General features: G+C 32.8%; 6 protein-coding genes and 1 CRISPR repeat array. Of the genes, 4 read left to right on the top strand and 2 right to left on the bottom strand.

Annotated elements, in window-relative coordinates:
* The first annotated feature begins 170 nt into the window (after positions 1-170).
* Positions 171-3,542 (top strand): type II CRISPR RNA-guided endonuclease Cas9, encoded by a 3,372-nt coding sequence (cas9, locus tag B3L86_RS12380; RefSeq protein ID WP_291119677.1) that lies wholly within the window; start codon positions 171-173, stop codon positions 3,540-3,542.
* A gap of 81 nt (positions 3,543-3,623) precedes the next feature.
* A CRISPR array of direct repeats spans positions 3,624-9,453; the repeat unit is 36 nt; unit sequence GTTGTGGTTTGATTAAAGATTAGAAAACACGATATT.
* Between the two features lie 440 nt (positions 9,454-9,893).
* A complete protein-coding gene (locus B3L86_RS12375; RefSeq protein WP_291119674.1) occupies positions 9,894-10,481 on the top strand; it encodes a transposase in 588 nt (195 codons plus the stop codon).
* On the opposite strand, the gene cas2 is transcribed toward B3L86_RS12375, so the two are convergent.
* Positions 10,478-10,807, bottom strand: a complete 330-nt coding sequence (gene cas2, locus B3L86_RS12370; protein ID WP_188362120.1) for a CRISPR-associated endonuclease Cas2 — start codon at positions 10,805-10,807, stop codon at positions 10,478-10,480. The genes B3L86_RS12375 and cas2 overlap by 4 nt on opposite strands.
* Positions 10,798-11,709, bottom strand: coding sequence for a type II CRISPR-associated endonuclease Cas1 (cas1, locus tag B3L86_RS12365; protein ID WP_291119669.1), 912 nt, complete (start codon positions 11,707-11,709; stop codon positions 10,798-10,800). Before cas1 ends, cas2 begins: the two co-directional genes overlap by 10 nt.
* A 337-nt stretch (positions 11,710-12,046) precedes the next feature.
* Here cas1 and B3L86_RS12360 point away from each other — a divergent pair, with 337 nt between their 5' ends.
* Both B3L86_RS12360 and B3L86_RS12355 read left to right on the top strand, forming a co-directional pair.
* Positions 12,047-14,437, top strand: coding sequence for a hybrid sensor histidine kinase/response regulator (locus tag B3L86_RS12360; protein WP_291119659.1), 2,391 nt, complete (start codon positions 12,047-12,049; stop codon positions 14,435-14,437).
* A 476-nt stretch (positions 14,438-14,913) separates the two neighbouring features.
* On the top strand, positions 14,914-16,240 hold a 1,327-nt coding region (locus tag B3L86_RS12355), incomplete at its 3' end, for a chitinase N-terminal domain-containing protein (protein ID WP_291119649.1).

Raw genomic sequence — 16,240 nt, 5'->3', positions numbered from 1 at the left:
TAAAGATTTTCATCTACGGCATATAGCCTTATTGTGATAAGATTAAAGATTAGAATAAAATTATCTGATGCAAATATATAAAAAAACTTTTTTAATTGGATTACGGATTTCCGTAAATTACTACTAATTTTTTTTCTTATTTTTAGGGATTGAATAAAAACGACACAGTTATGAGTAAAATTTTAGGATTAGATTTGGGGACAAATAGTATTGGGTGGGCATTGATTGATGATAATCAAAATAGAATTTTAGGCGTCGGAAGTAGAATATTTCCCATGGGTGTTGAAAATTTAGGAGATGGAGATGGAGAAGTTTCTAAAAATGCCAGTAGGACAGGTGCAAGGGGAGTTAGGAGGCAATTTTTTAGAAGAAGATTGAGAAAGAAAGTATTACTAAAAGCTCTTTCAGAACACAATATGTGTCCAATGGTTACTATTGATTTTGAAGATTGGAAAAAATCTAAACAATTTCCATCTGAAAAGTTGTCAAATTGGTTTTCTCTTAATCCTTATGAATTACGACACAAAGCATTAAGTGAAAAATTGACATTAGAAGAAATAGGTAGAATATTGTATCACTTAATTCAACGAAGGGGTTTTTTGAGTAATAGCAGAAAAGGAGGAAGCGATGATGGAGCTATTTTTAAAGGAAACCCAAAAGAGGGTAAAATAGGGATTACAGAAACACAAGAAAGTATACAAGACAAATCTTTGGGTTCTTATTTGTTTGAAATTTATCCTAAAGAGAACCAGCCTTTTGAAGGTGGTTTGGAACGTATCCGAAATAGATATACAATCCGAAAAATGTATGTTGATGAATTTGAATTGATTTGGAATAAACAATCGCAATTTCATAGTTCTCTTAATGATGATTTAAAAACACTATTAGGAGGGAGAAAGTTAGATGGTTATAAGGAAGATGGTATTTTGTTTCATCAACGACCTTTGCGTTCTCAAAAACATTTAGTAGGTAATTGTTCTTTTGAACCAACCAAAACTAAATGTCCAATTAGTGCCATTCCTTTTGAAATGTTTAGAATTTGGCAATGGGTAAACACCCTTGAGTATAACGGAAAAAAAATTACTCAAGAAGAAAAGGAAAAGATTGTTGAATTTATGTGTGCTAACGAAAAGCCAGATTTTAAAAGAATCAGAAAAGTTATTGGAAAGGAAAGTGCTGAATTTAAATTTAATTATAAAGATGATGATAAGATAGTTGGCACACATACAATATCTAATTTATCTAATAAGAAGTTTTTTGGTAAAGCATGGTTTGATTTTTCGGAAAAAGAACAAGAAGATATTTGGCATGTTTTATATTTTTTTGATAGTAAATCTAATTTGAAAGATTATGCAATTAAGCATTGGAATTTTAACGAAGCACAGGCAAGTGATGTTTCAAAGTTTAATGTGAAAGATGGTTATTCCAGTTTGAGCAGAAAAGCAATTTCAAATATTCTACCTTTTTTAAAACTAGGTTTTACTTATGATGTTTCTGTAGTTTTGGGTGGAATTAAAAATGTTTTTGGTTCAGAATGGGAAAAATTATCTGAGGAAAAGAGAAATTATTTGATTGATAATGTTGAGGGAATTGTTCGTTCAAAAATTAAAGGAGGTTTTATTGATGTTATTAAAGGTATTTTAAGAAACGACTATTCTATTTCAGATAACCAACTGCGAAAACTTTATCATCACTCTGCGACTATTGATGCGGTTGAGTTGCTAGATAAACTACCTGTAGGTAAAGAAGCTGATAAAGAAATCCAAGCTATTAGAAATCCAATTGTTATTACTGCTCTGTTTGAATTACGAAAGTTGGTTAACGAATTAATTGATGAACATGGAAAACTTGATGAAATAAAAGTTGAAATGGCAAGAGATTTAAAAATATCTAAATCACAACGTAATAAAATTCGAAGAGAACAAAAAAGATTAGAAAGAGAAAATGACAGAGTAAAAGATCGGTTAGTTGAAAATAACATTCGCATTACTCATGACAATATTTTGCTTTATAAGTTATGGGAAGAATGTAAAAAAACATGTCCTTATACCGGTAAACCAATTTCTGTTACTCAATTGTTTTCTGGGGAAGTTCAAATAGAACACATTCATCCTTGGAGTCGTTCACTAAATGACAGTTTCAGTAATAAAACACTATGTTATGCTGACGAAAATAGAAAAAAAGGGAATCTAACGCCATTTGAATTTTATGGAAGTGATGAAACTAATTGGTCAGCAATTAAAGAAAGAGCTTTAAAGTTGTTTTCTGACACAAAAGAATATCCGAATGCTTATCAAAAATTCAAACGTTTTGTTCAGGTTAAATTTGATGATGATTTTTCGTCTCGACAATTAAACGATACTAGATATATTAGTAAAGAAGCAAAAAATTATTTATCAAGAATTTGTAAAAACGTCATTGTTTCTCCTGGGCAAGCTACTTCTAATTTGAGACAAAAATGGGGAATGAATAATATATTGAGCGATGAAAATGAGAAAACCAGAGATGATCATAGACACCACGCAGTTGACGCTTTAGTTATGGCTTGTACAAAAGTATCCTATGTTCAAGAATTAGCAAAATGGAATCGATATAATAGAAATTCTGAATTGAAAAATTTTCCATTACCATGGGAGACCTTCCGATTTGATGCTGAAAAAGCTGTAGAGAAAATTTTAATTTCTCACAAGAAAGTTTCTAATGACATTACTGTTAGAACCCACATTACAGAGAAAAATGGCATCAAATATAAAAATGTTGGAGTCGCCGCTAGGGGACAATTGCATAAAGAAACCGTATTTGGAAAACGGACGTTTAATGGAGAAGAGGCATATCATGTTAGAAAATCTATAGATAGTTTAGAAACAGCTAAACAAATTGAAAAAGTTGTTGATGAAACTATTAAACAGTTAATTTTAAAACGAGTTAATGAATTGGGTGGTTTTGTAAAAGATAAAGTTCCAGCCAATACTTTTTTCATTGTTGATGAAAAAGGAATTAAGCAACCACAACTATTTTTACCAAATAAAAATGGTCAACCTATTCCCGTTTTAAAAGTAAGAGTAAAAGAAAGTGTTGGAAGAGCAGAACAATTAAAAGCTAATGTAAATCAATGGGTAAATCCTAGAAATAATCATCATGTATTAATATATAAAGATGAACATGGAAACTTAAAAGAAGATGTGGTTACTTTTTGGACAGTTGTAGAACGAAAACGTACAGGACAATCAATTTATCAATTGCCAATTAATGGAAAAGAAATAATTACTTCATTACATACAAATGATATGTTCATAATAGGATTGAATGAGGATGAAATAAACTGGGAATTAATTGATTTTAATTTGATAAATCATCATTTATACAGAGTACAAAAAACTTCAAAAAAAGAAAAATCATTTGAGTTTAATTTTAGATTAGGTATAGCATCATCATTAGATAATAAAAGCCAAGAAATTTCGATTCAAAGTTTTAAAAAATGGATTGAGTTAAATCCAATTAAAGTAAAAATTTCAGTTTCAGGAAAAATTCAAAAAGTTTAACTTAATTAAAGTTCTTTGACATAAGATTTTTATAATCTTAAGCAACCAAACCACAACGGAGTTTCGGCGATAGCTCACACCGTTGTGGTTTGATTAAAGATTAGAAAACACGATATTCAAAGTAGGACAAGAAGTAACAGTTGATGTGTTGTGGTTTGATTAAAGATTAGAAAACACGATATTGAAAAACTAACCGATAGAGAGATGCTTTTGTTGTGGTTTGATTAAAGATTAGAAAACACGATATTAAAAAAGTAGATATTAAAAAATATCAAGAAGTTGTGGTTTGATTAAAGATTAGAAAACACGATATTTCATCGCAAGGAACAAACATCCATAATTCTGTTGTGGTTTGATTAAAGATTAGAAAACACGATATTCAAGAGAGTGGAGTCTTTCTCAACAGACAGTTGTGGTTTGATTAAAGATTAGAAAACACGATATTTTACAACTTCACATGAGTAGCTTTGTTTCGTTGTGGTTTGATTAAAGATTAGAAAACACGATATTGTTTCCCAATGTTTCAATGCCAGAGCAACAGTTGTGGTTTGATTAAAGATTAGAAAACACGATATTTGTACTTGCTAAATCATCTGCAAAATTATAGTTGTGGTTTGATTAAAGATTAGAAAACACGATATTTATGAAATAGTTCCAAAAATGGTTACCTCAGTTGTGGTTTGATTAAAGATTAGAAAACACGATATTTATCAAGTTTGTGAGAAGCACTGCACCTAAGTTGTGGTTTGATTAAAGATTAGAAAACACGATATTCCAAATCAATGACAGAGGTAAGACACGAACGTTGTGGTTTGATTAAAGATTAGAAAACACGATATTTAACCAAAAATGCGTTTAACAGCACTTTTAGTTGTGGTTTGATTAAAGATTAGAAAACACGATATTATGCAGCAGCTTTCAATGCACCGTAAAAAGGTTGTGGTTTGATTAAAGATTAGAAAACACGATATTTACCTCTTTCCCTACTTGAATTGATTGTCCGTTGTGGTTTGATTAAAGATTAGAAAACACGATATTGTTCGCTGAGGCTTTTTAAACCAAAGTTATGTTGTGGTTTGATTAAAGATTAGAAAACACGATATTTTCCAATAAATTAATATTGACAATACAGTGTTGTGGTTTGATTAAAGATTAGAAAACACGATATTGAACCTACTGATTTAATAGATGCTATATTAGTTGTGGTTTGATTAAAGATTAGAAAACACGATATTAATTTTGATTTTAATGTTTGCCAATCAGACGTTGTGGTTTGATTAAAGATTAGAAAACACGATATTAAGTGATGGGCATATCATACGGCTACTTTAGTTGTGGTTTGATTAAAGATTAGAAAACACGATATTTTGTATAAGGAAAAAAACAAACTCCTCTCCGTTGTGGTTTGATTAAAGATTAGAAAACACGATATTAAAGTGATGTTTATTTTTTCATCGCTTGTAGTTGTGGTTTGATTAAAGATTAGAAAACACGATATTTAGTAATTAGTAGCTTTGTAACGTTGTAGTGTTGTGGTTTGATTAAAGATTAGAAAACACGATATTCTATATTGAGATAGAGTACAAAGGCAACGAGTTGTGGTTTGATTAAAGATTAGAAAACACGATATTTAAATCATATGTTTTCATTAGACCAACAATGTTGTGGTTTGATTAAAGATTAGAAAACACGATATTTTAAATGCTCAATCGGTCGTTCAAAATGTTGTTGTGGTTTGATTAAAGATTAGAAAACACGATATTCCATCCATGATTTTTGAGATGTCACGGTTCGTTGTGGTTTGATTAAAGATTAGAAAACACGATATTTTTTCTGAAGGTTTGACTTTGTTGAATGGAGTTGTGGTTTGATTAAAGATTAGAAAACACGATATTGCGATGGAACTTCAGATACAGTGGAATATCGTTGTGGTTTGATTAAAGATTAGAAAACACGATATTCAAGACACTAAAACCCAAACCAGGAGAACCGTTGTGGTTTGATTAAAGATTAGAAAACACGATATTTAAATGAAAGAAGTATTCACCAAAGCCAGGTTGTGGTTTGATTAAAGATTAGAAAACACGATATTTTTGTAGGGTTTTTATCTTCAAACAACGGGTTGTGGTTTGATTAAAGATTAGAAAACACGATATTATTAAATTGATGCGTAAACTGGCTACATCTGTTGTGGTTTGATTAAAGATTAGAAAACACGATATTCAAGGTGGTGCAGCCGCAATGGTAAACGTGTTGTGGTTTGATTAAAGATTAGAAAACACGATATTAAGCAAGACTTCACAATGGCTTTCCTTGCTGTTGTGGTTTGATTAAAGATTAGAAAACACGATATTCCGTGACTAGAGATTCTGAATCGTCAGTGGGTTGTGGTTTGATTAAAGATTAGAAAACACGATATTTATTGCGGATCTTGAAACTACCATTGATTTGTTGTGGTTTGATTAAAGATTAGAAAACACGATATTTTCAGAAACGCAATTCAAAGCGGTTGCTATGTTGTGGTTTGATTAAAGATTAGAAAACACGATATTCAAATTCGTTTTCAAAATACCGCCCGAACGGTTGTGGTTTGATTAAAGATTAGAAAACACGATATTTTGGTTATTGATGCATATAACAAGGACCCAGTTGTGGTTTGATTAAAGATTAGAAAACACGATATTTAATTTGTTGCGGACCATCTTTGCAAGTCCGTTGTGGTTTGATTAAAGATTAGAAAACACGATATTGAATTATACCAAGATTCTAAGACATTACGTGTTGTGGTTTGATTAAAGATTAGAAAACACGATATTAAGCAAGACTTCACAATGGCTTTCCTTGCTGTTGTGGTTTGATTAAAGATTAGAAAACACGATATTTCACTAACCCTTTTTTGTTGCTCCATTCCCGTTGTGGTTTGATTAAAGATTAGAAAACACGATATTAGATTTTTGCGTACTTTTGTCAACACAGAGGTTGTGGTTTGATTAAAGATTAGAAAACACGATATTTGACTTTTTAGAATGTATCGATGTAGATTTGTTGTGGTTTGATTAAAGATTAGAAAACACGATATTTCGTGAAGAAAATGTTGTAACTCGTGATGCGTTGTGGTTTGATTAAAGATTAGAAAACACGATATTCACCCCCATTCTCATTAGCCAAACCACCTGTGTTGTGGTTTGATTAAAGATTAGAAAACACGATGTTTGTTACCGGAGAGGTGTATCTTTTTGATAGTTGTGGTTTGATTAAAGATTAGAAAACACGATATTGAAATTCGTGACAAATATTGTTGCTGAGCAGTTGTGGTTTGATTAAAGATTAGAAAACACGATATTCTTGCTATTTCGGGCCAAACATTGTTATCGGTTGTGGTTTGATTAAAGATTAGAAAACACGATATTGGTTTCCAAATGTTTCAATGCCAGAGCAACGTTGTGGTTTGATTAAAGATTAGAAAACACGTTATTGTAACACCGGTATGGAACGCTCTGAAACAAGTTGTGGTTTGATTAAAGATTAGAAAACACGATATTCAATATGGTTTTGTAAAGTTTCACTCCGTTGTTGTGGTTTGATTAAAGATTAGAAAACACGATATTTTGCCTCTCATTTGTTTGGAGGGTGTTTAGTTGTGGTTTGATTAAAGATTAGAAAACACGATATTATAACACCGGTATGGAACGCTCTGAAACCAGTTGTGGTTTGATTAAAGATTAGAAAACACGATATTATTGGTAATTATAATGCTCGTGGTACGCAGTTGTGGTTTGATTAAAGATTAGAAAACACGATATTTGCAGTCAATTTCATTGCTAACTTATTTCAGTTGTGGTTTGATTAAAGATTAGAAAACACGATATTGGGGTTCGTTATCAGATAGTTGAACTTGAGTTGTGGTTTGATTAAAGATTAGAAAACACGATATTGAGGTGTCGCAAAAGCAAGTTGAAGAAACGTTGTGGTTTGATTAAAGATTAGAAAACACGATATTTCTGAAAATCAAAAAGGAAATGGATATGATGTTGTGGTTTGATTAAAGATTAGAAAACACGATATTAGTACATAAATCAGAGTATGTTATTCCGCAGTTGTGGTTTGATTAAAGATTAGAAAACACGATATTTGGCTCTTGAACTTTCAGGTTATAAAAGTAGTTGTGGTTTGATTAAAGATTAGAAAACACGATATTTCATGTCGTAATCAAAAGCATATCCGGATAGTTGTGGTTTGATTAAAGATTAGAAAACACGATATTTATTGCGGAAAATAAAGCAAAGGCAGTTGAGTTGTGGTTTGATTAAAGATTAGAAAACACGATGTTCCGTGTTCTAATACTTTGATCTGTGTTGACGTTGTGGTTTGATTAAAGATTAGAAAACACGATATTGAAAAGAAACAACTCACAATCAGAATCAAGGTTGTGGTTTGATTAAAGATTAGAAAACACGATATTTTCGCCTCTGTATAAGAAGTGTTGGCTCCGTTGTGGTTTGATTAAAGATTAGAAAACACGATATTTCCAATCATGTATGAAAGCTGGAATCTCCCGTTGTGGTTTGATTAAAGATTAGAAAACACGATATTAGACGTTGTAAATCCTGCCTCTTGTTGGGTGTTGTGGTTTGATTAAAGATTAGAAAACACGATATTCAATTGCATCGCCACTCGCTAAGGCTTGTAGTTGTGGTTTGATTAAAGATTAGAAAACACGATATTTCGGAAAATATTACTAACGTTAAACAGTTTGTTGTGGTTTGATTAAAGATTAGAAAACACGATATTTTTCATAATCAATTCCGAGTTGTTAACGGGTTGTGGTTTGATTAAAGATTAGAAAACACGATATTTCTTGAATTTCATTAAAACTTCTACAACAAGTTGTGGTTTGATTAAAGATTAGAAAACACGATATTTTCGCTAATCCTTCAAAGTTATAAAGAACAGTTGTGGTTTGATTAAAGATTAGAAAACACGATATTTGTTTGAGTTAGGTTGCGACTCCCTGATGCGTTGTGGTTTGATTAAAGATTAGAAAACACGATATTAAATTAATTATTACAAACAGAAAGGAGTTTGTTGTGGTTTGATTAAAGATTAGAAAACACGATATTGAATTGATTAAATTTGAAAGATTAGAAGGGGTTGTGGTTTGATTAAAGATTAGAAAACACGATATTTATATCTTAGTAATTATAATTTAATATGATGTTGTGGTTTGATTAAAGATTAGAAAACACGATATTTAAAGTTGCTTCCATTTGCTCCTTACGTTCGTTGTGGTTTGATTAAAGATTAGAAAACACGATATTTATTGCGGAAAATAAAGCAAAGGCAGTTCAGTTGTGGTTTGATTAAAGATTAGAAAACACGATATTTTGACAGAGTCACAAGCCCAGCAATTTACAGTTGTGGTTTGATTAAAGATTAGAAAACACGATATTCCTATTCAACTTTATTGCTATCGGACAAGTGTTGTGGTTTGATTAAAGATTAGAAAACACGATATTATTTTCAAGGTGGGGACTGGATTACTTTACGTTGTGGTTTGATTAAAGATTAGAAAACACGATATTGTTCGAACGGATTAAGGAATGTCCAAGCTTGTTGTGGTTTGATTAAAGATTAGAAAACACGATATTCACGGTAAGAAGCTGTAAATACAACAGGCGGTTGTGGTTTGATTAAAGATTAGAAAACACGATATTCCTTAATATAAAAATCAATTAGCGTTTGCTGTTGTGGTTTGATTAAAGATTAGAAAACACGATATTAGCATTACCTATTGCGTCGCCTAATGAGCTGTTGTGGTTTGATTAAAGATTAGAAAACACGATATTGGAAATACTTTTATCACTACCTAACGGGTGTTGTGGTTTGATTAAAGATTAGAAAACACGATATTTTTCTACCTTGACAAGTACCCAACTCAACAGTTGTGGTTTGATTAAAGATNNAGATTAGAAAACACGATATTAGTTGGCCTGTTACCTTCTACTACTCAAGAGAATATAGTGTTATATCGTGATAAAAAATGCCTCTTTTACAGAATGATAAGCTGTGATTGAGGCATTTTTTTGTTTGTAGGGGTGGGGACAGGTCGCGACCTGTCCCTCATGGGGTGATGGAATTTGAATAGGACAGGTCGCGACCTGTCCGTACACGACCTGTCCGTACACGACCTGTCCGTACACGACCTGTCCGTACACGACCTATCCGTACACGACCTATCCGTACACGACCTGTCCGTACAAAACTTGTTGTTTGGATTTTTATAAATATTTTGTTTGTTGTGTTATTATCTTTATTTTTGAAATAATATAAGCCAATAAAATAGTACAAGCCATGAAAAATCGCAAAAGAAATCGAATGAAAGGATTCGATTATTCCAGTAATAATTTGTATTTCGTTACAAATTGTGTGAAAGATAATGTGTGTTGTTTGGGGCGTGTTATCATTGTTGGTACAGGACGCGTTGGGACAGTACGCGTAGGGACAGGTCGCGACCTGTCCGTACAGGATTCCCAAAATCAAGATTCCCAAAATCAAGATTTCGAAATTAATCATGTTGTTGAATTAAATCAATTTGGTTTATTGGTAGAAGAAAGAATCAATTGGTTGATGAGTCAGTATGCATATGTTGACATTCATAATTATGTGATTATGCCTAATCATTTTCATCTTATTCTTGAAATAGATAGCCAAAAAGTAAAAGATAAAGAGATCAAAATTAAATCGTTGTCGAGTTTAATGGGGGCTTTGAAAACAACTACTTCTAAATTAATTCATGAAGCAGGCTTTCAGGAATTTGAATGGCATCGCTCTTTTCATGATCATATCATTAGAAATGAATTTTCTTATTTGAATATATTCAATTATATTTCTAACAATCCCGAGAGATGGGATGATGATGTTTTTTTTAAAAAGGTTTAAAACAACTCTAATTGTGTGGGTTGCGGTTCTTTAGGCACTTCACATTTTCCCCAGAAGTTGAGAATATTTCCGAATTGTTTGTCGGTTATTCTTAAAACACTTACTTTACCTAAAGGTGGCAATAGTTTGTTTATTCGTTTTTCATGTACGTCTGCACTTTCGCTACTTGCACAGTGACGCACATATACGGAATATTGCATCATACTGAAACCATCCTTTAAGAGGTTCTTTCTAAAGCCTGACGCATTTCGTCGGTCTTTCTTAGTTTCTGTTGGTAAGTCGAAAAATACAAATAGCCACATAATTCTGTATCCGTTTAGCTCCATAATTTTGGATATTTTATTTTTTTTCTATCTCCTGAATAGCATTGTTGCAACGAACTTGCTGTTTTTTGTAATGCTACCATCAGCGGACTTTTCTCTTCTTTAAAATAGACCGTTCGCGTTAGAATTTGCAGCATTTCAGATTTGAGCTGTGTGTTTAGTTCTTGCTCTTTGTAGTTGTTCATTAACTCATATACCTTTTCATCTACTATAGGACGAAAGGGTTCCATAATGTCATCTGCCAAAGCAAAAGCATTGTATTTGCTTTTGTGATGTATGCCAAGAGTATTGAGTAATCCACTACCAGATAATGCTCTGGCAGTTGCCGCTCTAAGAATGGCATAGCCATAATTTAAAAAGTTGTTAGGGTAGTCTCCAAAACGTTCTCGTTTGAAGTTAATTTGGTTCACTAGTTCGGTGTCGTTTGGGTCAAAAAAAGTTTTCCAATATTGACTGGCTGCAACGCCCTCCATGTTTGTGGTGTCACCACTTTGAACTTTTGAAGCGAGGTAATCAAAGTGGTTCTTTTTTTTGGTAATCTTCTGCAGTAGTATTCCTTGGTTTTTAATTTTTTCATTTATTGTTTGTTGCCAAAGTTGTTTTTTTAATGGCAAGCTTGCTTCTATTTGGTTGCGAAATATTTCTTGTTGGATGTGATGGCTGTTGAGGTTAAGGAACATTCCATTAGGAAGGTGATTGGTGTTGCAGATTATAATGGCTGTATTGTTTTCAATCATCAGATTCATTGCCGGAATGCTAATGTATGTTTCGACATTGTCAATTACTAAAAACCCGATATCTTCAACAGGCACGGTAGTTTCCCTTGTTTCTGTTTTGATTACGAGTTGTAGGTTTTTAGTGGAAAGTGAGGCTTTGTTTTCGATTAATAGTGTTCTTTTTAGCATAAAAATTTTCTTAAAATTAATACAAGATACTAAAAATCAAATAAATAGGGTTTTTTTGGTGTTGATGGGAGTGGACAGGTCGCGACCTGTCCGTACATAATCTGTCTGTACATAATCTTTCAGAATGCTACCAGCATATATGAAATCTGCCAGAGGCTGTTTTTTTTTGCTACTTATCCTTATCTAAATTTTTCAAGGATTTGTTGATTTATGGGCAAAACCAATTGCTATTTCTTCCAAGTTAAAATAGAACAATTGTTAAAAAAAGTAATGGTGTTGAATTTATTCGATTGATTTCTTTATTTTTAACAGACTAATACCACAAATTTACCTCTTTTTGAAACCAAATTATACCGCTACGTTTTGTAAATTCCATCACTGTGTACTGCTACTTTTTATTTTATTAAGTAGTTCTGTTAGAAGTCAATTTATAATTAAACCGGAGAGCACTTTTGAACAAGTGTCGCTGCATCCTTATGCTACACTTGCCCGATTGGGTGCTGAATCGATTTCACTTGATGCTGTATTGCAACTGGATGCCAATTGGTTTGCAACCTTGCCCAACAGCACAACTGATTTAGGATTTACTTCTGACCATTATTGGTTGCGTTTTTCGATACGCAATGAATTAACTACTACTAAAATCTATTTTTTAGAGGCGTGTCGGCCTATTGTTGATGTAGCTGAATTGTATACTATCGATGCAAACGGTGTTATAACCAAACAAGTAAGCGGTGATGCTATTCCTTTTTCGCAACGCGATTTTAAAAACAGGAAAACCATTTTTAAAGTGGCGATTGCACCTAATACAACTAACCAATATTACCTTCATTTGAAGAGTGATGGCGAGGCAATTAATGCCGGATTGGTGTTGCGGTCTTATGAGAACTTGATGGAAACCAGTATGTTTGAGCAATTGGTTTTTGGCGTTTTTTATGGGATTTTAGGTATTGCGGCTATTATTTACTTGTTTTTCTTTTTTGCTCTTGGACAACGCAGTTTTTTATACTACAGTTTGTATGTTGTTTTTATTGGCTTGCTACAATTTTCATTAGATGGATTGTTTTTTCAATTTATAACCCCAAGTTCGGGCTGGCTGTCATTAAATGCGGTAATTCTTTCTGCTTGTATCGCCAATTTCTTTTTAGGGAGGTATGCTCAGGTTTTTTTGAAAGTAAAAGAATATAGTTCCTTTTTGAATAGTGCATTTTATGTGGTTTATGTTTTGGACTTCTTGTTATTGATTTCGTTGTTTGTTCATCCTGGTGCTTTGGCTTATTCTTATCCGCTGGCTAACTTGTTTGGGTTGCTATTGCTGTTGTTAATTATTTCGTCTGTAGTAGTAATTTATGTAAAGACCCGAAAAGTTGATTATTTTTTTGCTATAGGTATTTTCTTTTTAATTGCTGGATTTGTGGTTTTTATATTAAAAAATTTCAGTGTGTTGCCGGTTACTTTTTGGACGGAAAACGGTTCGAAATTGGGCACCGGTTTGGAGGTTGTTTTCTTATCGTTATCCATGGCAAACTTAATAAGAAAATTACGTGATGAACGGGAGGAAATGCAAGGCATAGCCCTTCAAAAAGCAGAAGAAATGAATGATATGAAGACCTATTTTCTTTCCAACATCAGTCATGAATTGCGAACTCCTTTGAATGCTATTTTGAATTTGTCTAAAATTTTGATGAAAGAAACCACAGAACCTATTGTGCAGAAAAATGCCATGATGATCAAAGACTCTTCCTATAATCTTTTGAGCTCAGTAAACGATATTTTGGATTTTTCGAAGATAGAAAAAGGGGAGTTACAGTTGGATAAAGAGCCGTTTTTGTTGCGACCCCTTTTGGAGCATATGATTGGTACTATGCACAATAGAGCAAAAGATCAGGATTTAAAGTTAGAAGCACTTTTAGCTACGGATTTGCCGGCTCAATTGTTGGGTGATAAGTTTCGTTTGACGCAAATTATCTATAATTTATTGAGTAATGCTTTTAAGTTTACGGCTGAAGGATTTATTACGTTGACCGTTTCCTGCAAAGCGGTGAAAGGCAACCAAATTGCTTTGGAGATATCCGTTGCAGATAGTGGAGTTGGGATTGATGCTAAAAAGTTGTTGGCAGTTTATGATTCTTTTTCACAAGAAAATATCACTGACAAGCGAAAATATGGTGGTTTGGGATTGGGGTTGTTTATTGTGAAACATCTAGCTGATTTACACCAAGGTTCTATAGCTATTCAAAGTAAAGTAAATGAGGGCACGGTGAGCAAAGTGATATTGCATTTTGAAGTTATACCACTTGCAGAATCAAAAGATGTTGTACAACAACCGGAAACCTATGATTTGAATGGAAAACGAATTTTGGTTGCTGAGGATAATGCCATGAATCAAATGGTATTAAAAATGATTCTAAAAAAATGGCAAAACACTGAAGTTGTTTTTACCAATAACGGGGAGGAATGTTTGGTGGCGTTGCAGGAAGGTCATTTTGATATCATCTTAATGGATTTACAAATGCCTGTTATGGATGGTTATGAAGCAACAATAGCAATTAGAGCCGGAGCAGCCGGTGAATCTAAAAAAGACATTCCAATAGTTGCAGTAACCGCAGATGTGATGGAAAGCACAAAAGTAAAGGTTTCTGAGATAGGAATGAATAAATACATTTCAAAACCTTTGGATAAAGAGGTCTTATATACGATAATTTCAGATTTATTAAAGAATACCTGAATTTAACCCGTTGGGTGTAATTAAATTTTGGAAATAAATTTGCCACTAATTCACTAATTTTTTATAATAATTATTCGATTTATTTCGAATTTTCATCGAAGATGAACAAATTATTGCGTTTGATTAATTTATAATTCGAGAATTCGTGGTAAAAAAACAAAATAATCTTGAATTAAATAATTACACCCAACGGGTTGAATTTAATTAATTTGCAATAAAATATTCATTTAAATGAATAAAAAACTGCTTTTTTAATAATAATACGTTTAAATGTCACTCGTTAAACTGCTTTTTTTAACGATTAAATGAATCGGCAGTGTTTTTCAACGACTTTTTTTACTAGTTCAACTAATTTGTAAATTTTTTTTGGATTGGTGACTTTACTTTGTTTGCTGAAAGTTATGCAATATGTGCATGCTTTTATTAACCCATCTACTTATAATCGAGTTAGATAATGTTTAACCAAATAACGTAATATGAAAAAAAGTACATCAAAAAAAGAAAGTGATACTTTTTGTTGGCAAAATAATTTTGCCAACGGTATCCAAAGAATTTTAAACAAAAATTTTGACAAAATTGAAAATCTGAAAAGCAAAGCAAATTATTTAATGCTGGCTTTGGTTTTTATGTCAACTTTTTTTGTTTCAGGACAAACAATTACCTTAGATGGTAATCCAAATGATTGGCCTGCAGTTTTAAGTAATCCTGCAAATATAGCAGGAAAAATTAGTGACCCAACAGACAGAACAGATGATATCTGGACTGGTGGTTCAAAGGACATTCAGCAAATCAACCAATGGGTTTGGACCAAAGGTGGTGCCAATGATAAAAACAACATTTCAAATATTGGTTTTTATCTGGACGGTACAGTATTGTATTTTTTTGCGGATCGATTTGCCAATAATGGTACAGCAGCTCTTGGAATCTGGATTCTGCAAAGTCCCGTAAGCAAAAGCGGAATCAACGGAGGAGGATTTAACGGAGTTCATCAAAACGGTGATATTTTATTAATTAGTGAATTTTCAAACGGAGGTTCAGTAGCAACTATAAATGCTTATTTATGGCAGAATGGTGCTTTAAACACTACTCCAACCCCAGTTCCAACCGCAGGTTTAGCTGCTGTTGTAAATAATGCTTCGGTACCTTCACCTGCTTCTTGGAACTATCGTCCTAAAGGAGGATCCATTGGAGATCCGTATCCTGCAAGAACCTTCTTTGAGGGAAAAATTGATTTGGCCTTATTAAACACAGAATTAGATGCTTGTTTAGGTACTTTCTTGGTTGAAACAAGAAATTCAACTTCTTTAACAGCAGCATTAGAAGATATCGCTTTAGGTCCTTTAGGAATAGTGCCAACTTGTGAAATTTTTGGTAGCGATTCTGTTTGTCCGAATACGGAAGTAACTTTTTCAGCACCGGAAAACGGTAGCTATTCTTGGTCAATTTCAGGTGATGCTTCTATTGTAGGAAGTACTTCATCTCAAAATGTAACAGTTACTACAGGTGATTGTGGAGGTTCGTTTGTTTTAAGTTTAACCTTAACTAATCAAACGGGATGTACTTCTTCATGTAGTAGAGAAATTCAAGTAGCAGATACAGAGAACCCTACCATTGGGACATCAGCTTCCAATCAAACTGTTGAATGTGATGGTGATGGAAATCAAGCAGCATTAGCGGCATGGTTAAGTTCTAATGGGGGAGCAACAGCTACTGATAATTGTGGTGTTGTAAATTGGAGTTCTAACTTTGATGGTTTAAGTGATGATTGTGGAGCTACAGGTTCAGCAACAGTTACTTTTAGAG

The organism is Flavobacterium sp. UBA6135 (assembly GCF_002428305.1).
In the GTDB taxonomy this organism is placed as follows: domain Bacteria; phylum Bacteroidota; class Bacteroidia; order Flavobacteriales; family Flavobacteriaceae; genus Flavobacterium.
Note: the sequence above shows the minus strand (reverse complement) of the source record. Positions and strands in the feature narration are given on the sequence as shown.

Bases quoted from the DNA above. Each gene is read 5' to 3' on its own strand.
- cas9 (WP_291119677.1), top strand. From the start codon at position 171: ATGAGTAAAATTTTAGGATTAGATTTGGGGACAAATAGTATTGGGTGG.
- B3L86_RS12375 (WP_291119674.1), top strand. From the start codon at position 9,894: ATGAAAAATCGCAAAAGAAATCGAATGAAAGGATTCGATTATTCCAGT.
- cas2 (WP_188362120.1), bottom strand. From the start codon at position 10,807: ATGGAGCTAAACGGATACAGAATTATGTGGCTATTTGTATTTTTCGAC.
- cas1 (WP_291119669.1), bottom strand. From the start codon at position 11,709: ATGCTAAAAAGAACACTATTAATCGAAAACAAAGCCTCACTTTCCACT.